Below are 16,995 nucleotides of genomic sequence, written 5' to 3' on the forward strand. Positions count from 1 at the left end.
GTGCGAATTCTCGGTGTCAATGCGGTATTTCACGATTCGGCCGCCGCCCTGGTGGTCGACGGCGAAGTGGTGGCGGCCGCCGAAGAGGAGCGGTTCTCACGGCGCAAGCACGGCAAGCAGGCCGTGCCGTTCGCCACCTGGGAGCTGCCGATCTCGGCCATCCGCTGGTGCCTCGAGTCCGGCGGCCTGGCGCCGGAGGAGATCGACGCGGTCGGATACTCCTACGACCCGGCCCTGATGCACGAGCAGCCGATCGATCCCGCCGGGCTCGACCGGGACTGGGAGCACCTGCGCACCATGTATGCCGAACGCGCGCCGCGCTTCCTGGCGACCGCGGTGCCCGGGCTCAACCCCGCCGCGGTCTGCCACGTCCGCCATCACGTCGCGCACGCGGCGTCGACCGCGCTGGCCTCGCCGCATCCGGACACGGCGGTGCTGGTGGTCGACGGCCGCGGCGAACGCACCTCGATGCTCGCCGGGGCGTACCGCGACCACAAGCTCGATGTGCTGGCCTCCCAGGCGCTGCCGCACTCGTTGGGTTTGCTTTACGAAAGCCTCACGGAGCACTTGGGTTTCGCGCGTTCCAGCGACGAATACAAGGTGATGGCGATGGCCTCCTACGGCAGCCCGCGATTCGCCGACGCGCTGCGCGAGCGGGTGTACGCCTGTGCCGACGGCGGGTTTCGCACCGAGCCGATCGACTGGGAGCGGCTCGCCCCGGCGCGCCGCCCCCACGAACCGGAGCTCGACCCCGTCCACGCCGATCTGGCCTGCAGCGTGCAGCGCGTCGTCGAAGACGTGCTGCTCGACCTGGTGGCCTGGCTGCGCGGCCGCACCGACGGCGACGCGCTGTGCCTGGCCGGCGGGGTGGCGCTGAATTGCGTTGCCAACACTCGCATCTACGCGGGGTCTGGCTTCCAGCGCGTCTGGGTTCAGCCGGCCGCCGGCGATTCCGGGACGGCGCTGGGAGCCGCGCTCAGCCTGGCCGCCGCGTTCGGCGAGCCGATCGCCCCGATGCCGACGGCGCAGCTGGGCCGGGGGTGGTCCGACGAGCAGATCCGGGCGACGCTCGACGACGCGGCCGTCGCCTACCAGCGCCCCATCGATCTGGCCGCGGCGATCGGCGACGCGCTGGCCGACAATCGATTGGTCGGATGGTTCCAGGGGCGCGCCGAATTCGGGCCGCGGGCCCTCGGCGGCCGCTCGCTGCTGGCCGATCCGCGGCAGGCCGCCAACCTGGAGCGCCTCAACGCGGTCAAGGGTCGCGAGCAATTCCGTCCGGTCGCCCCGATGGTGCTCGCCGAGCGGGCCGGCGAAATCTTTTCTCGCGGGCCGCTTCCCAGCCCTTACATGCTGTTCGTGCACGACGTCGCCGCCGACTGGCGAGACCGCATCCCCGCGGTCACCCACGTCGACGGCACCGCGCGTATCCAAACCGTCGATGCGGACGCGAACCCGCGCCTGCACGCGACGATCAGCCGCTTCGCCGAGCGCACCGGGGTTCCGGTGGTGGTCAACACCAGCTTCAACACCGCCGGGCGCCCGATGGTCGACACCCCGCGCGACGCGCTCGAGGTCTTCGGCAGTTCCCCGATCGACGTGCTGGCCATCGGCCCCTACCTGGTCTGGCGGCAGCGATGACGACAGCGGAGCCCGACCACGCCATCGACTACGCCATCGTGGTGCCGACGGTGGGCCGAGAATCCTTGCACCGCTTGCTGGTTGCGCTTGCGCGCGGAACCGGTCCGGCACCCGCGGAGGTGGTGCTGGTCGACGACCGGCCCGGCCCGACCACCGACCTTCGGATCACCGCCGGCCTGCCGGTGCGGGTGTTGCGCAGCGGCGGGCGCGGGCCGGCGGCCGCCCGCAACACCGGGTGGCGCGCCACCGGCGCACGCTGGGTGTGCTTCCTCGACGACGACGTGCTGCCCGACGCGCGGTGGACCTCGGCGGTGGCCGCCGACCTGCGGGCCGCCGAGGCGGCCGGCGCGGCGGGCTCTCAGGCGGTGATCGAGGTGCCGACACCGGCCTCGCGGCCGCCCACCGACGACGAGCGCCGCACCCTCCGGCTGGCCGAGGCGCGGTGGATCACCGCCGACATGGCGTTCCGCCGCGACATGCTGGTCGCGGTGGGTGGATTCGACGAGCGGTTCCCGCGCGCCTACCGCGAGGATTCCGACCTGGCGCTGCGGATCACCGAGGCCGGCGCACGGATCGTGCGCGGCGAGCGTCGCTGCACCCATCCCGTCGCCCGGAGCACCTGGCGGTCGAGCGTGCGCGCGCAGGTCGGCAACCGCGACAACGCCCTGATGCGCCGCAAGCACGGAAGGTCCTGGCGCGCCAAGATCGGCGAGGGGCCGGGCCGGATGCCGGCGCACCTCGCCACTACCGCGGCCGGCGGCGTCGCGGTCGCCGCCGCCCTCGCGCGCCGCGGCCCACTCGCCGGCGCGGCGGCGGCGTCGTGGCTGGCGCTCACGACCGAATTCACGGCGCGGCGGTGGCGCGTCGGGCCACGGTCTTTCGTTGAGGCGCTTCGGCTTTCGGCTACCAGCGCCGCGATCCCCCCGGCCGCCGTCGCGCACCGGCTGGCCGGCGAATGGAAGTTTCGCCGGGCCCGGCGCGACCCTCCGCTGGCCGTGCTGCTCGACCGCGACGACACCCTGATCGTCGACGAGCCCTATCTCAACGACCCGGCGGGCGTGCTGCCCACCCATGGCGCCGACCGGGCCCTGGCCCGCCTGCGCCGGCGGGGCCTGCTGCTGGCGGTCGTGACCAACCAGTCCGGCGTGGCGCGCGGCCTGATCAGCCCGGAGCAGCTCAGCGCCGTCAACGCCCGGGTCGACGAGGTCCTCGGCCCGTTCGACGCCTGGCAGGTGTGCGTGCACGGGGAGGGCGACGGGTGCCGGTGCCGCAAACCCGAGCCGGGGATGGTCCTGGCGGCGGCCGAAGCGCTGGGAGTGCCGCCCGAGCGGTGCGTGCTGATCGGCGATACCGGGGGCGACGTCCAGGCCGCGCTGGCGGCCGACGCGGCGGCCGTGCTGGTGCCCACCGCGCGCACGCTACCCGCCGAAATCCAGCACGCCCAAGCCCACGCCCGGGTCGCCGAAACCCTCTGCCACGCTGCGTCTTTGGTGTTGCGGGAGTGCCGGTGAACACCCCGCCGGACACCGCTTCGAACACCGCACTGGTGGCCCGCCTGGACAGTGCCGGCGACGTGCTGATCACCGGCCCGGCGATCCGCGCGGTGGCCAACTCCCACGACCGGGTGGTGATGCTGGTCGGCCCGCGCGGCCGCGACGCCGCCGAGCTGCTCGTCGGGGTCGACGAGATCGTCGAATGGCAGGCGCCGTGGGTGGATTTCGACTCCCCCGAGTTGACCGGCGACCATGTCGGGGCGCTGATCAAGCAGCTGCGCGACATCGCGCCCCGCCGGGTCTACATCTTCACGTCGTTTCACCAGTCGCCGCTGCCGCTGGCGCTGTTGTGCCGGATGGCGTCGGTGCCCTGGGTGGGCGCGATATGCACCGACTATCCCGGCACCCTGCTGGATCTGCGGCACCACGCGCCCGCGGGCATCCCCGAGCCGCGACGGGCGCTGTCGCTCGCCGAGGCGGCCGGCTGCCGGTTGCCGGCCGGCGACGACGGCGCGCTGCGGATCCGCGCCTGCGATCCGCCGCGGCGGATCCCGGCCGGACCGTTCGTGGTCTTCCATCCGGGGGCCGCGGTGCCGGCGCGGCGGCCGAGCCAGGCGCGCAGCGCGGCCATGGTGGCGGCGCTCGCCGGCGCCGGCTACCGCGTCGTCGTCACCGGCGGCCCGGACGAGGCGGAACTCACCGCCGCCGTCGCCGGCGATGTCGCGATCGACCTCGGCGGCCGGACCACCCTCGCCGAACTCGCGGCCGTATTCGCCGCCGCGGACGTCGTCGTCGTCCCGAACACCGGGCCCGCGCACCTGGCCGCGGCCGTCGGGGCGCCGGTGGTGTCGCTGTTCGCACCCGTGGTGCCGGCCGCGCAATGGCGCCCCTTCGGCCGCCGGGTGCGGGTGCTGGGCGACCAGTTCGCGCCGTGCCGGGCCAGCCGCGCCCGGGTCTGTCCGGTGCCGGGCCACCCGTGCCTGGACCACATCAGCGACGCCGAACTGCTCGACGCGGTATTGCAGGAGGGAGGTAGGCGATGATCGAGGTGCACTTCGATGCGCTGCGCGAGGCGGTGGGCCGCACCTGCTCCGAGGCGGACCGGCTGCGCAGCTGGGGCCGGCAGCTGGCGTGGGTGCTGACGAACGGGGGCCGACTGCTCGCCTGCGGCAACGGCGGCAGCGCGGCGGAGGCGCAGCACCTCACCGCCGAAATCGTCGGACGCTTTCGTGCGGAGCGAATACCGCTGTCCGCCATTGCATTACACGCCGACACGTCGGCGCTGACCGCGATAACCAACGACTACGGCACCGAAGAGATGTTCGCGCGCGGCGTACGGGCGCACGGCCGGCCCGGCGACGTGCTGGTGTCCCTGTCCACCAGCGGCACCAGCCCCAACGTGCTGGCCGCAACGAAGGCGGCGCAGGGCATCGGGATGGTGACGTGGGCGCTGACCGGGCCGGAGCCCAACGTGCTGGCCGCGATGTGCGACGAGGCGATCTGCGTCGACGCCCCGACCACGGCCACCGTGCAGGAGATCCACTTGATGCTGATTCACGGATTGTGCATGGCCCTTGACGATGTGCTGCTGCCGGAGGCGCCGTCATGACGGCCAAACCGCTTGTCATCATTGGTGACTCGATACTCGACATCGACGTCCTGGGCTCGGCGACCCGGCTGAGCCCCGAGGCCCCGGTGCCGGTGGTCGACGCCGAACGGCTCGTGCAACGGCCGGGCGGCGCCGGGCTGGCGGCCCTGCTCGCCGCCAGAACCGAGACCGGCGTGGCGTTGATCACCGGCATCGCTCCCGACGACGCCGGTCGGCAGTTGCGCGGGCTGCTCACGGCCGCGGGCGTCAACGTGCTTGCGCTGCCGATGACCGGGACGACCGTGACCAAGACGAGGATCCGGGCGCGGGGTCAGTCGATGCTTCGGCTCGATCGGGGCGACGCCGCCCCCTTGAACCGACCGCTCCCGGTCGGGGTGAGCGAGGCTCTCGCGGGAGCCCGCGCGATCTGCGTCGCCGACTACGGCGCGGGCGTGACGGCCCTGCCCGCCGTCCGCGAGGCGTTGTCCGGCGTGGCATCCCGTGTCCCCGTGGTCTGGGATCCGCATCCGCGGGGCGCGCCGCCGGTGCCGGGGTGCGCCCTGGTAACCCCGAATGACGAAGAGGCACGCCAGTTTTGCGGCGACCGCGGCGGCGACGCGGGAGAAGTGCTGCTGGACAAGTGGGCCGCCGGCGCGGTGTGCATCACCCGCGGCGCCCAGGGCGCGCGCGTGCACGGGCGCCGGCTGCAGGCCCACCACGTCGGCGTGCCGGAGAAGGCCTCCCAGGCAGCCAGGGGCGCGGCCGACGTCTGCGGGGCCGGGGACCGGTTTGCCGTCGCGGCGGCGGTCGCCCTGGGCGCGGGGGCCGACCCGGTCGCCGCCGTCGAAGCGGCGGTCGCCGACGCCGCCCGCTTCGTCGCCGCCGGCGGTGCGGCGGCGGTCTCGACCCCGGTCTCCCGCACCGGCGTCGACATGTTCTGCGGCCCAGTGCAACTCGAGGACACCGCCGCGGTCGACGCGATCGCCCTGGCCGAACGGCTGCGCCGCGACGGACGGACCGTGGTGGCCACCGGCGGGTGCTTCGACCTGTTGCACACCGGGCACGTCCGGCTGCTTCGGCAGGCCCGCGAGCTCGGCGACGCGCTGATCGTCCTCATCAATTCCGACGCGTCGGTGCGCGCGCTCAAGGGTGCCGGCCGGCCGGTGATGCGCGACGTCGACCGGGCGCGCGTCCTGGCCGCGCTTGCGTGCGTCGACGCCGTCGCGATATTCGACGGGCCGACCCCCGAGCGGCTGCTGGACACCCTGCGTCCCAGCATCTGGGTTAAGGGCGGCGACTACGTGGCCGCCGAGCTTCCCGAAGCCGAAACGGTGCAACGTCACGGCGGCACCGTGACCATCCTGCCCACCGTGGCCGGCTACTCCTCCTCCCGTTTGATCGCCGCGGCGACGCTAATCGAAAGGCCGCTTAGTGAAAGGCCGCTTAGTGAAAGGCATTGACACGACGGCAGAATCGCTCGAAGGCGTACTGATCTCCGGCGGATCCTCCGGCCTCGGCGCGGCCACCGTGGCGGCGGTGGCCCGGCGCGGTGGTGTGCCGCTGGTCCTCGACAAGAACCCGCCGGCCACAGGAATCTCAGATGTGCCCTACGCCGCCTGCGATCTGGCCGACACCAGTGCCGTCGCTGCCGCCGTGGAGTCGCTGGCCGAACGAGTGGGCGGCCGGATCACCGGTGTCTTCACCGCGGCGGGCATCGACTCCTGCGGCACGCTCGAACAGGTGCCCGCCAAGGAATGGGAGCAGGTCGTCGCCGTCAACCTGATCGGCACCGCCGCCGTCATCCGCGCCGCGCTGCCGTATCTGAAGGCCACCGGCGGGCGCATCGTCACCTGCGCCTCCACGCTGGGCATCAAGGCGGTCGGCGACGCCACCGCCTACTGCGCGTCCAAGTTCGGGGTCGTCGGCTTCACGCGCGCTCTCGCGGCCGAACTCGCCGGCGAGGTCGGTGTGACGCTGCTCGTCCCCGGCGGCATGCACACCCCGTTCTTCGACGGGCGGCCCGACCAGTACAAGCCGCCGGCCGACGCCAAGCTCAACCGGCCCGAAGACGTCGCGGAGACGGTGCTTTTCGCGCTCTCCCAGCCCGCCGGATGCGAGGTGCGCGAGATGGTGGTCTGTGCCTCCACGGAGTCGTCGTGGCCTTAGGCCGCGACGCGGGCGCGCAGACCCGAACCTCCATGGATTCCGACACCATCGTGGTGCTGCGCGCCCTCGGGCTCGGCGACCTACTGACGGCGGTGCCCGCGCTGCGGGGGCTGCGTCGGCACTACCCCGATGCCCGGGTGATGCTCGCCGCACCCACCCGCTACCGCGAGCTCGCGCTGCTCACCGGCGCGATCGACGACCTGGTGCCCACCGCCTGCCTGGGCGACCTACACCCGCTGGAGCGGCCGCCCGAGCTGGCGATCAACCTGCACGGCTGCGGCCCGCAAAGCATCGATCACCTGCTCACCTGGCGGCCCCGGAACGTGCTCACGCACGGCCATCTGCGCCATCCCGCCCTGGGCGGCCCGCCGTGGCGCGCCGAGGTCCACGAGGTGCATCGCTGGTGCGCGCTCCTGGAGTGGGCCGGAATCCGTTGCGAGTCGGGCGATGTGACCCTGTCGCGGCCCCCGGTGGATCCCGACCGGATCGGCGCGGTGGTAATCCATCCGGGGGCCTCCGCGCGGGCGCGGCAATGGCCACCGGAGCGGTTCGCCGCGGTCGCGGCCGCGCTGCGCGACGAGGGACGCGAAATCGTGGTCACCGGATCGGCGAGCGAATTCGGCCTCGCCCACGAAGTCGCCCGGGCGGCTCGCCTGCCGCGGACCTCGGTGGTAGCCGGGCTGCTGGACCTGACCGCGTTGACCGCGCTGATATGCGACAGCCGCATGGTGATCTGCGGCGACACCGGCGTCGCCCATCTGGCCGCCGCGACCGGCACGGCGTCGGTGGTGCTGTTCGGTCCTACCGCGCCCGGCCGCTGGGGGCCGCGCGGCCCCGCCCGCCATCTCGCGCTGTGGGCCGGCGGCGTCGGCGATCCGCACGCCGACGCGTCGCACGAAGGGCTGCTCATGATCACAGTGGACAGGGTGCTGGCGGCCGCCCGCCAAATCCTAAGGGAGACGCTGTGAACAAACTCCCAGCGAGCACCCAGGAATAAGGGCTGCCAATTCGGGTATGCGCTGATTTGTGCGCCGGAGCACGCCCGAAGGTGCTGCTCGGAAAGCCGCCCGGAAAGTCGAACCCATGGCGATCCGGTTTCGTTCGGCGCGGCGAACAAGCCGACGCGGGCAAAGATTCTCGCGCGCCCAACGACACCCCAACGTCTGTCGAGGAGGGCATTGAATGTCTAAGCAAGAGGTTTCGGACTATTTACTGGAGCGGCTGCGGACGTGGGGTGTCGAGCACGTGTTCGGCTATCCCGGCGACGGCATCAACGGGATCCTCGCCGCGTTCGGACGCGCCGACAATCGGCCAATGTTCATCCAGTCGCGGCACGAGGAGATGAGCGCGTTCGAGGCGGTGGGGTACGCCAAGTTCACCGACCGCGTCGGGATATGCATGGCCACCTCGGGCCCCGGCGCCATCCATCTGCTCAACGGCCTCTACGACGCCAAGCTCGACCACGTTCCGGTGGTGGCCATCGTCGGTCAGACCAACCGCAGCGCGATTGGCGGGTCCTATCAGCAGGAGGTCGACCTGCTCAGCCTGTTCAAGGACGTGGCCAGCGACTACGTCCAAATGGTCACCGTCCCAGAGCAATTGCCCAACGTGCTGGACCGCGCGATCCGGGTGGCCATGGCGCAGCGGGCGCCGACAGCGCTGATCATCCCGTCCGACGTGCAGGAGCTGCCGTACTCGCCGCCCACGCACGCCTTCAAGATGGTGCCGTCGAGCCTGGGCATCGAGTGGCCGGCCGTCTCCCCCGACGACGCGGCGATCCGCCGCGCGGCCGACGTGCTCAACGCCGGAAAACGGGTCGCCATGCTTGTCGGCAACGGCGCCCGCGGGGCGCGCGAGGAGCTGGCCGAGGTTGCCGACCTGCTCGGGGCCGGGGCGGCCAAGGCGCTGCTGGGCAAGGACGTGTTGAGCGACGAATTGCCTTGGGTCACCGGCTCGATCGGGTTGCTGGGCACGCGGCCGAGCTACGAGCTGATGCGCGACTGCGACACGCTGCTGACCGTGGGGTCCAGTTTCCCGTACACGCAGTTCTTGCCCGAGTTCGGGCAGTGCCGCGCCGTGCAGATCGATATCGACGGCCGGTTCATCGGCATGCGCTACCCCTACGAGGTCAACCTGATCTCGGACGCGAAGGCCGCGCTGCGGGCCCTGATTCCGCACCTGCGCCGCAAAGAGGACCGCAGCTGGCGCGAAACCGTCGAGGCCAACGTGTCGCGCTGGTGGGAGACCATGGACATGGAGGCGAAGGTCAGCGCCGACCCGATCAACCCGATGCGGTTGTTCTCCGAGCTGTCCCCGCAACTTCCCGACGACGCCATCGTCACCGCCGACTCCGGTTCGGCCGCCAACTGGTACGCGCGAAACCTGCGATTCCGTGGCAACATTCGCGGCTCGCTGTCGGGCACCCTGGCGACCATGGGCCCCGGCGTGCCATACGGGATCGGCGCGAAATTCGCGCACCCACAACGACCGGTCATCGTGTTCAGCGGTGACGGCGCCATGCAGATGAACGGCATGGCAGAACTCATCACGATCAAGCGGTACTGGCAGGAGTGGGGCGACCCGCGCCTGATCGTCGCGATCCTGCACAACAACGACCTGAACCAGGTCACCTGGGAGATGCGGGCGATGGCCGGTGCGCCGAAATTCGCGGAATCGCAGAACCTTCCGGACATCGACTTCGCCGGGTTCGCCGCCAGCCTGGGCCTGAATGCGATGGCCATCAAGGACGGCGACGAGCTGGCGGACGCCTGGCGCAACGCCTTGTCCGCGGACCGCCCGACCGTGCTGGACGTCTACACCGACCCCGACATGCCGCCGATCCCGCCGCACGCCACCTGGGACCAGTTCAAGGCGGCGACCGCCGCGGTGCTGTCCGACGACGAGGACCGCGTCGGCTTCGTCAAGGTGGGCCTGAAAACGAAGGCGCAGGAATTCTTGCCGCACAAGAAGAATTGAGGGACGGGCCGCCCCTAGCCCAGCCCCGAGCACGCGCTGCGCAGGTCGTCGACGAATAGCGTGTAGGCCTCGTCGTGGGAGTCGCTGCGGTCGCGCAGCACCGACGATGGGTGCACAGTCGCGACCACGATCGGCTCGGGCGTCAGGTCAACCTCGACCGCGGCGGGCAGGTGGATGACCTCGCCGCGCTGGGCGGACACCCGAAAGCTCGGTCCCAGAAGCGATTGCGCGGCCGTCGCGCCGAGGCAGACGATCACCCGCGGGCCCACCGCCTCGATCTCGGCGATGAGCCAGGGGCGGCACGCGACCACCTCGGTGCGGCTCGGTTTCTGGTGTATGCGGCGCTTGCCGCCCTTGCGGGTGAACTTGAAGTGCTTGACGGCGTTGGTCTGGTACGTCAGCGTCGGATCGATCCCGGCGTCGTCGAGGGCGCGGGCGAGCAACCGCCCCGCGGGCCCGACGAACGGCAGGCCGGCGCGGTCCTCCTGGTCCCCCGGTTGCTCTCCGACCAGCATGATGGGCGCGCCACGGTGCCCGTGGCCGAACACCGTCTGGGTGGCGTCGGCGAACAACGGGCAGCCGTGGCAGCGCTCGGCCGCGGTTTTCAGCGAATCCAGCCCGCGGTCCTGCGGCAGGTAGCGCGCGGCGCTGGTCTTAGGTGCGGCCATGATTCAGGCCATGATCAGCCCTTGCCCATGATGGCGTCACGGGCCCGGTCCATCATCGCCGCGAAGGGGCCCGCGGTCAGGTTGGCCGCCTGGGACTCGACGCCGGCGTGCGGCCGGGTGGGCGCGATCGCCTCGGCGAGCTTGGCGGCGCGGCCCATCCTGGCCAACTCGTCCTCGCTCAATTCCTCGCTCAGCTTGGCGAACTCGTCTTTCTCCTCGTGCTCGGCGTGATCGATCACGGCGTCACGCAGTTCCGTCAGGTGACGGGTGAATTCCTCGCTGTCGACGTCGAGCTTCTCGAGCTTCTGCAAGACCGTCTTGGCCTCGTGCTCCTCCTCCAGGCGCTTCTCCACCACCGCGGCGCCATCGGCGATCTTTCGCTTGGCGCGCGGGTGAACGATCTCCTCCTCCGCGGTCTCGTGCACCGCGAGCAGTCGCCGGAGCCCGACGAAGGCCTTCTCCCGCTCTTTCCCCGAGGCCGACAACGTTTCGGCGAACATCGACTTGATCAGCTCGTGCTGACCGACCAGAAAGTCGACGACGTCGGAGCGCGACTTGATGGCGTGCTCTGCCATGATGTCCCTCCCATTCTCACTTTTAAGCGCGCGGGCTGTTGCGCGCTCCCTAGCGGCTACCCGAGGCACGCGGGCAACAAACGGCGTGTGAATGGCTCACGTTCGGGTACTTCTTGGTCCAGACCGTGACGCAGGGGAGAAACCGATGGGCGCAACGCGAAATCCCGCAAGAGCGGTCGACATCGGCAACGACGTCGCATTGATCACCGGGCAAATCAGAGCGCTCAAGGACCTCGCGAAGCAGGACGACGAAGCGCCGATCGGCGAAGAGCAGCGCTACGACTTCAGCATCAGGTGGGGGACGGTGCTGACCGGCCGCCTACGACGGCTGGTGCACTACAGCTCGCTGGGCAGGCTCGACGATGCGGGTGAGCGCACGCTTGACGCGTTGCGCAACGAGCTGCGCGCACTGTCACATCTGATTGATCGATTCCGGCTCGCGCAACCGAACTTCACAGAGACCCCGCCCGTGACGGCGAAGCGCCTCCCTCCCCGGATCCTTCACTGAGAAAGTCCTTAGCGGACAAGCCGATTGCGCCCCGCGCCGACACATGCAGTGCCAGGAAGGCGCCGGCGAACGCGAACGATGCCGGCGCGAAATCCCACCGCCCGGCGACGTACCCGCCGAGGCTGAGGACTCGAAACACCCGGCTGCGGTGCCAGCTTTCTGGCCACGTCTCGACGAGAAAACCCACGTTGCGCACGTACCCGGGCGCCGGTTTCTCAAACACGGACTCATAAGAATTGCCGCTTCGACGGCGCGGGGCCGGTCGGCTACATTCGGGTCAGGATGCCGGGCTAAGGAGGCCACTGGCGTGAATCCTCAGGATCGGTACGGATACGGCCCGCTGAGTTACGACCCGCTCGGTCGCATGCCCCCCGCCGCCCCGCCGGTGCAACCGCCGGTCTTGCCACCGCCACCCCCGGAGCCGTACCGCCCGCCGGTCAACGCGATCGCCACCCAGTCGCTGGTGTTCGCCTTCGCGTCCCCGCCCGTCGGCGCGGTGCTGGGACACCTGGCGCTGGCCCAGATCCGCCGCACGGGCGAGCTCGGCCGAAACCGCGCGCTGGCCGCGCTGGCGCTGTCCTACGCGATCATCGGCCTCGCGGTCCTCGGCCTGGTCGCCTGGGCCACACTGGCCGCGCTGCCGTCCACCCCGAACCGCCCGGCGACACCGGCCGCCACCGCCGCGGCGCCCGCGGGCCCGACCGTCGCGCCGGACGCCATCGCCACGGTCCTGCCCAGCCTCGGCGACCTGGAGACCATCACCGACGACCAGAACCTCGAGACGGGCCAGACGTGGGACCATCCCAGCAGGTCCGATCGGGAGGGAACCATCGACCGTCCGGAGTGCTGGGGAAGCATCGCCCCCGGGACCCCGGACGCCTACAACGTCGACGCCATCTTCGGCTACCGCGCAGCGGAATTCTCCGACACCCGCACCCTGCTCAAGTCGGTCCAGGTCATCGAGGCCGTCGCGGCGTTTCGCGATGCGCCGGCCGCGCAATCGCAGCTGGCGAAGCTTTTAGACGGATGGCGCCGGTGCGGCGGCACGACGGTGAGCGTGACGATCCCCGAAGCGGGGGCCATTCCGTTCGCCCTGGGCGAGCCCACCGACGCCGGCAACGGCATCACCGCGTTGGACCTGACGCCCAAGGGCCTGCAGGTGCGCTCCGCCCGCGCCGTCGCGGCCAAGGCCAACGTCGTGGTCGACCTGTACGTGTCGTACAGCGGCACCACCGACGGCGCTCGCGCGCGGCAATCGGCCGTGAGCATCGCCACCACCGCGCTGAACAAGATCCCGGGGTAGCGGCGCCGCCGAGTGTGGGGCCTACGGACGAATTGGAAGCGGATCCCGTACCCAGGGCCCACACTCGGTGCCGCAGTAGGGTGGGCGGCATGAAATATCTCGACGTCGACGGGGTCGGACGGGTCAGCCGAATCGGCCTGGGCACGTGGCAGTTCGGGTCGCGCGAGTGGGGCTACGGGGAGGGCTACGCCTCCGGGGCCGCGCGCGACATCGTGCAGCGCGCCCGCGCCCTGGGCGTGACGCTGTTCGACACCGCCGAGGTGTACGGGCTGGGCAAGAGCGAGCGGATCCTGGGCGAGGCGCTCGGCGACAAGCGCGCCGAGGTCGCGGTGGCCAGCAAGATCATGCCCGTGGCCCCCTTCCCCGTCGTCATCAAGCAGCGCGAGCAGGCGAGCGCGCGGCGGCTGGGGCTCGAGCGCATCCCGCTCTACCAGATCCACCAGCCCAACCCGGTGGTCCCCGACTCGGTGATCATGCCCGGCATGCGCGACCTGCTCGACGAGGGCAAGATCGGCGCGGCCGGCGTCTCCAACTACTCGCTGGAGCGGTGGCGAAAGGCCGACGCCGCGCTCGGGCGGCCGGTGATCAGCAACCAGGTCCACTTCTCGCTCGCCCACTCCGGCGCGCTGGAGGATCTGGTGCCCTTCGCCGAACGCGAGAACCGCATCGTGATCGCCTGGAGCCCGCTCGAGCAGGGCCTGCTGGGCGGCAAATACGGCGTGGACAACCGTCCCGGCGGCATTCGAGCGGTGAACCGGTACTTCGGCACCGAGAACCTGCGTCGCATCGAGCCGCTGCTGCAGACGTTGCGCGACGTCGCGGCTCAGGTCGGCGCCAAGCCGGCGCAGGTGGCGCTGGCCTGGCTGATCAGCCTGCCGGGTGTCGTGGCCATCCCCGGCGCCTCCAGCCTCGAGCAGCTCGAGTTCAACGTCGCCGCCGCCGACATCGAGCTGCCGGCGGATTCCCGCGACGCCCTCACCGACGCGGCCCGCGCGTTCCGGCCGGTGTCAAACGGGCGATTCCTTCTCGACAAGGCCCGCGAGAAGTTGGGCGTCTAAGACTGCGCCGTGTCCGCGAACGCCGGCGGGCTGGCCGGGGCGCCGCGCGCGACCACCAGCGGCATCGACGTCGTCGCGTTGGTGCGCAGGATCGTGTGCACCACGTCGATGAGGTCCTCGACCGGCATCAGCTTGCCGGGCATGCAGCCGCGGGAGGCCCACAGCGGGGCGGCCTTCATGGCGAGGTCCATGTCCCAGCCGGTGGTCATGCCCGTCGCCGCGTCGCCCTCGCCGCCCCCGCACTCGCCCACGATCAGGTTGGTGAAGCCGATGTCGGGGTGTTCGGCGCGCCAGGCCTCGACGAGCCGCTCGAGGGCCGCCTTGCTGACGCCGTACGCCCCCAGACCCGGCCAGGGCGGACCGTAGGTGCCCGCGTCGGAGGCCAGGTACACCACCTTGCCCGCCGACTCGGTCAGGTGCGGCACCGCGGCCGCGGTGACGAGCGCGGCGCCGATCACGTTGGTGTCGAAGACGCGCCGCCACGTCTCGGCATCGGTGTCGACCATGCGGACCAGCGGGCCGATGGCGGGGGTGTACACGAGGTTGTCGATCCCACCGAACGCGTCCGCGGCGGCGCCGATCGCCGACCGGCAGGACGCCTCGTCGGTGACGTCGCATTCGACGGCGATCGCGCCGGGCCCGGCCTCCTTCGCCGCGGCCTCGATGCGCTCGCGGCGACGGGCGAGCAGCGCCACCTGATCGCCGCGCTGCGCCAGGCCGACGCCGATGCAGCGCCCCAGCCCGCTCGAGGCGCCAACCACCACTGTCCTTGACATATTCGCCCTCTCCTGTAACGAGCACGCTGCAGGCACAGCGTATCGATCGAGGAGCGGCTAGGTGACGTTCGGGCGGATTTGTGTCAACCCGGTCATGCCCCGTCGGGGGCCTGCAGCACCACGGCGGTGTGGGCGTCCACCGTGAGGGTGCCTCCCCCGGGCACCTCCTCGGCGGGCGTCTCCTCATCGGGTCCGGTGAACACCACGAGCTGCCACGCCGCGCCGAATTCCTTTGGCGGAAGGGTGAATTCGATTGGCTCGTGGTGGGCGTTGAAGCACAACAGGAACGAGTCGTCGAACACCCGCTGCCCCCGCGCGTCCCGGTCGGGGATGCCGTGGCCGTTGAGGAACACCGCGACGGACTTGGCGAATCCCGCGCCCCAGTCCTCGTCGGTCATCTCGGTGCCTTCGGGCGTGAACCAGGCGATGTCCGGCAGCCCGTCCTGGCCGCGGCGGCCGAGCGGCTTGCCGGAAAAGAACCGGCGCCGGCGGAACACCGGGTGGTGGGCGCGCAGCGCCGACACGACGCGGGTGAACTCCAGCAGGCCGTTGTCGGCTTTTGCCCAGTTGATCCAGGTGAGCTCGTTGTCCTGGCAGTAGCCGTTGTTGTTGCCGTTCTGGGTGCGGCCGAGTTCGTCGCCGTGGCAGATCATCGGCACACCCTGGGAGAGCAGCAGCGTGGTGAGGAAGTTGCGCTGCTGGCGGGCGCGCAGCGCGTTGACCTCCGGGTCGTCGGTCGGCCCCTCCACCCCGCAGTTCCACGACCGGTTGTGGCTCTCCCCGTCGTTGTTGTCCTCGCCGTTGGCCTCGTTGTGTTTCTCGTTGTAGGACACCAGGTCACGCAGCGTGAACCCGTCGTGCGCAACGACGAAGTTGATCGACGCCACCGGCCGGCGCGCGGTGTGCTCGTAGAGGTCGGCCGACCCGGTCAGGCGGTAGGCGAACTCATCGAGCGTGGCGGGCTCGCCGCGCCAGAAGTCCCGGACGGTGTCGCGGTACTTGCCGTTCCATTCGGTCCACTGCGGGGGGAAGTTGCCCACCTGGTAGCCACCGGGGCCGACGTCCCACGGTTCGGCGATGAGCTTGACCTGGCTGATCGTCGGATCCTGTTGCACCAGTTCGAAAAACGTCGCCAGCCGGTCGACGTCGTAGAACTCGCGGGCCAGCGTGGCGGCCAGGTCGAAGCGGAAGCCGTCGACGTGCATCTCGAGCACCCAGTAGCGCAGCGAGTCCATGATCAGCTGCAGCGCGTGCGGATGCCCGGCGTTGAGGCTGTTGCCCGTGCCGGTGTAGTCCATGTAGTAGCGCTTGTCGTCGTCGACCAGCCGGTAGTAGGCGGCGTTGTCGATTCCCCGCATCGACAACGTGGGGCCCAGGTGGTTGCCCTCCGCCGTGTGGTTGTAGACGACGTCGAGGATGACCTCGATGCCGGCCTCGTGCAAGGCCCGCACCATCGCCTTGAACTCCTGCACCTGTCCGCCCGGGGAGGTCGCGCTGGAGTACTTGAAGTCGGGGGCGAAGAACCCGATCGTGTTGTAGCCCCAGTAATTTGACAAGCCCTTGTCGACCAGGGTCGAGTCGTTGGCGAAGTGATGCACCGGCATCAGCTCGATGGCGGTGACGCCGAGGCTCTTGAGGTGCTCGATGATCACCGGGTGCGCCACGGCCGAGTAGGTGCCGCGCAGCTGTTCGGGGATGTCGGGGTGGGTCTGCGTCAGGCCCTTGACGTGCGCCTCGTAGATGACGGTGTCGGCGTACTGGTGGTCCGGCGGCCGGTCGTTGCCCCAGTCGAAGTAGGGGCTGATCACCACCGACTTGGGCATGCTGGGCGCGGAGTCCTCGTCGTTGCGGCTGTCGGGGTCGCCGAAGTTGTAGCTGAACAGCGACTGGTTCCACTCGAAGGTGCCGTCGATGGCCTTCGAATACGGGTCCACCAGCAGCTTGTTCGCGTTGCACCGCAGGCCGTTCTCCGGCTCGTACGGGCCGTGCACCCGGTAGCCGTAACGCTGTCCGGGTTCGATGCCGGGGATGTAGGCGTGCCAGACGAACCCGTCGACCTCGGGCAGCGCGACCCGGCTCTCCGTCCCGGCGGCGTCGAACAGGCACAGCTCCACCCGCTCGGCCACCTCGCTGAACACCGCGAAGTTGGTGCCCGCGCCGTCGTACGTCGCGCCGAGCGGATAGGCCCGACCCGGCCACACCTCACCGGTGGGGGTGGGCGCGAGGTTTTCTGCGGATGTCAT

General features: G+C 70.8%; 15 protein-coding genes. 11 read left to right on the forward strand and 4 right to left on the reverse strand.

Going from position 1 to position 16,995, the window contains the following annotated elements:
- The 8 genes from A5706_RS12080 (at position 1) to A5706_RS12115 (ending at position 9,864) form a co-directional block, all read left to right on the forward strand.
- Entirely contained in the window at positions 1 to 1,641 is a 1,641-nt protein-coding gene (locus tag A5706_RS12080) for a carbamoyltransferase C-terminal domain-containing protein (protein ID WP_068130694.1), read from the forward strand.
- The gene (locus A5706_RS12085; protein ID WP_068130698.1) at positions 1,638 to 3,152 is read left to right on the forward strand and encodes an HAD-IIIA family hydrolase; all 1,515 of its coding nucleotides are present in this window, start codon (positions 1,638 to 1,640) and stop codon (positions 3,150 to 3,152) included. The genes A5706_RS12080 and A5706_RS12085 overlap by 4 nt, the downstream gene beginning before the upstream one ends.
- Positions 3,149 to 4,177 (forward strand): glycosyltransferase family 9 protein, encoded by a 1,029-nt coding sequence (locus tag A5706_RS33600; protein WP_231985219.1) that lies wholly within the window; start codon positions 3,149 to 3,151, stop codon positions 4,175 to 4,177. Before A5706_RS12085 ends, A5706_RS33600 begins: the two co-directional genes overlap by 4 nt.
- Positions 4,174 to 4,743, forward strand: a complete 570-nt coding sequence (locus A5706_RS33605) for an SIS domain-containing protein (RefSeq protein WP_068130700.1) — start codon at positions 4,174 to 4,176, stop codon at positions 4,741 to 4,743. The genes A5706_RS33600 and A5706_RS33605 overlap by 4 nt, the downstream gene beginning before the upstream one ends.
- Positions 4,740 to 6,182: a PfkB family carbohydrate kinase gene (locus A5706_RS33610; RefSeq protein WP_068130703.1), complete on the forward strand. Its 1,443-nt coding sequence runs from the start codon at positions 4,740 to 4,742 to the stop codon at positions 6,180 to 6,182. Before A5706_RS33605 ends, A5706_RS33610 begins: the two co-directional genes overlap by 4 nt.
- Entirely contained in the window at positions 6,178 to 6,888 is a 711-nt protein-coding gene (locus A5706_RS12105) for an SDR family oxidoreductase (protein WP_068130771.1), read from the forward strand. The genes A5706_RS33610 and A5706_RS12105 overlap by 5 nt, the downstream gene beginning before the upstream one ends.
- Positions 6,889 to 6,920: 32 nt before the next feature.
- Positions 6,921 to 7,856: a glycosyltransferase family 9 protein gene (locus tag A5706_RS12110; protein WP_068130773.1), complete on the forward strand. Its 936-nt coding sequence runs from the start codon at positions 6,921 to 6,923 to the stop codon at positions 7,854 to 7,856.
- Between the two features lie 214 nt (positions 7,857 to 8,070).
- Positions 8,071 to 9,864: a thiamine pyrophosphate-requiring protein gene (locus tag A5706_RS12115; protein WP_068130706.1), complete on the forward strand. Its 1,794-nt coding sequence runs from the start codon at positions 8,071 to 8,073 to the stop codon at positions 9,862 to 9,864.
- A gap of 14 nt (positions 9,865 to 9,878) precedes the next feature.
- Here the strand turns inward: A5706_RS12115 and A5706_RS12120 are convergent, their stop codons facing one another.
- The gene (locus tag A5706_RS12120; protein WP_068130709.1) at positions 9,879 to 10,532 is read right to left on the reverse strand and encodes a UdgX family uracil-DNA binding protein; all 654 of its coding nucleotides are present in this window, start codon (positions 10,530 to 10,532) and stop codon (positions 9,879 to 9,881) included.
- A gap of 14 nt (positions 10,533 to 10,546) precedes the next feature.
- Positions 10,547 to 11,107 (reverse strand): hemerythrin domain-containing protein, encoded by a 561-nt coding sequence (locus A5706_RS12125; RefSeq protein ID WP_068130712.1) that lies wholly within the window; start codon positions 11,105 to 11,107, stop codon positions 10,547 to 10,549.
- A gap of 145 nt (positions 11,108 to 11,252) precedes the next feature.
- Here A5706_RS12125 and A5706_RS12130 point away from each other — a divergent pair, with 145 nt between their 5' ends.
- The 3 genes from A5706_RS12130 (at position 11,253) to A5706_RS12140 (ending at position 13,976) form a co-directional block, all read left to right on the forward strand.
- The gene (locus A5706_RS12130; protein WP_068130713.1) at positions 11,253 to 11,615 is read left to right on the forward strand and encodes a hypothetical protein; all 363 of its coding nucleotides are present in this window, start codon (positions 11,253 to 11,255) and stop codon (positions 11,613 to 11,615) included.
- Between the two features lie 364 nt (positions 11,616 to 11,979).
- Positions 11,980 to 12,918 (forward strand): sensor domain-containing protein, encoded by a 939-nt coding sequence (locus A5706_RS12135; protein ID WP_068130777.1) that lies wholly within the window; start codon positions 11,980 to 11,982, stop codon positions 12,916 to 12,918.
- Between the two features lie 89 nt (positions 12,919 to 13,007).
- Complete coding sequence (locus A5706_RS12140; protein WP_068130716.1) at positions 13,008 to 13,976, forward strand: aldo/keto reductase; 969 nt, start codon at positions 13,008 to 13,010, stop codon at positions 13,974 to 13,976.
- Here the strand turns inward: A5706_RS12140 and A5706_RS12145 are convergent.
- Together A5706_RS12145 and glgX are read right to left on the reverse strand one after the other, a co-directional pair.
- Positions 13,973 to 14,740: an SDR family oxidoreductase gene (locus tag A5706_RS12145; protein WP_082964324.1), complete on the reverse strand. Its 768-nt coding sequence runs from the start codon at positions 14,738 to 14,740 to the stop codon at positions 13,973 to 13,975. The genes A5706_RS12140 and A5706_RS12145 overlap by 4 nt on opposite strands.
- A gap of 104 nt (positions 14,741 to 14,844) precedes the next feature.
- Positions 14,845 to 16,995 carry a glycogen debranching protein GlgX gene (glgX, locus tag A5706_RS12150; protein ID WP_068130780.1) on the reverse strand — a complete coding sequence of 717 codons (2,151 nt, stop codon included), beginning with the start codon at positions 16,993 to 16,995 and terminating at the stop codon, positions 14,845 to 14,847.

This window comes from Mycobacterium sp. E796, from assembly GCF_001672815.1.
In the GTDB taxonomy this organism is placed as follows: Bacteria; Actinomycetota; Actinomycetes; order Mycobacteriales; family Mycobacteriaceae; genus Mycobacterium.

What these genes read in the sequence shown, in the direction of transcription:
- A5706_RS12085 (WP_068130698.1), top strand. Translation starts at nt 1,638, where the DNA reads ATGACGACAGCGGAGCCCGACCACGCCATCGACTACGCCATCGTGGTG.
- A5706_RS33605 (WP_068130700.1), top strand. Translation starts at nt 4,174, where the DNA reads ATGATCGAGGTGCACTTCGATGCGCTGCGCGAGGCGGTGGGCCGCACC.
- A5706_RS33610 (WP_068130703.1), top strand. Translation starts at nt 4,740, where the DNA reads ATGACGGCCAAACCGCTTGTCATCATTGGTGACTCGATACTCGACATC.
- A5706_RS12110 (WP_068130773.1), top strand. Translation starts at nt 6,921, where the DNA reads ATGGATTCCGACACCATCGTGGTGCTGCGCGCCCTCGGGCTCGGCGAC.
- A5706_RS12115 (WP_068130706.1), top strand. Translation starts at nt 8,071, where the DNA reads ATGTCTAAGCAAGAGGTTTCGGACTATTTACTGGAGCGGCTGCGGACG.
- A5706_RS12120 (WP_068130709.1), bottom strand. Translation starts at nt 10,532, where the DNA reads ATGGCCGCACCTAAGACCAGCGCCGCGCGCTACCTGCCGCAGGACCGC.
- A5706_RS12125 (WP_068130712.1), bottom strand. Translation starts at nt 11,107, where the DNA reads ATGGCAGAGCACGCCATCAAGTCGCGCTCCGACGTCGTCGACTTTCTG.
- A5706_RS12130 (WP_068130713.1), top strand. Translation starts at nt 11,253, where the DNA reads ATGGGCGCAACGCGAAATCCCGCAAGAGCGGTCGACATCGGCAACGAC.
- A5706_RS12135 (WP_068130777.1), top strand. Translation starts at nt 11,980, where the DNA reads ATGCCCCCCGCCGCCCCGCCGGTGCAACCGCCGGTCTTGCCACCGCCA.
- A5706_RS12140 (WP_068130716.1), top strand. Translation starts at nt 13,008, where the DNA reads ATGAAATATCTCGACGTCGACGGGGTCGGACGGGTCAGCCGAATCGGC.
- glgX (WP_068130780.1), bottom strand. Translation starts at nt 16,995, where the DNA reads ATGACATCCGCAGAAAACCTCGCGCCCACCCCCACCGGTGAGGTGTGG.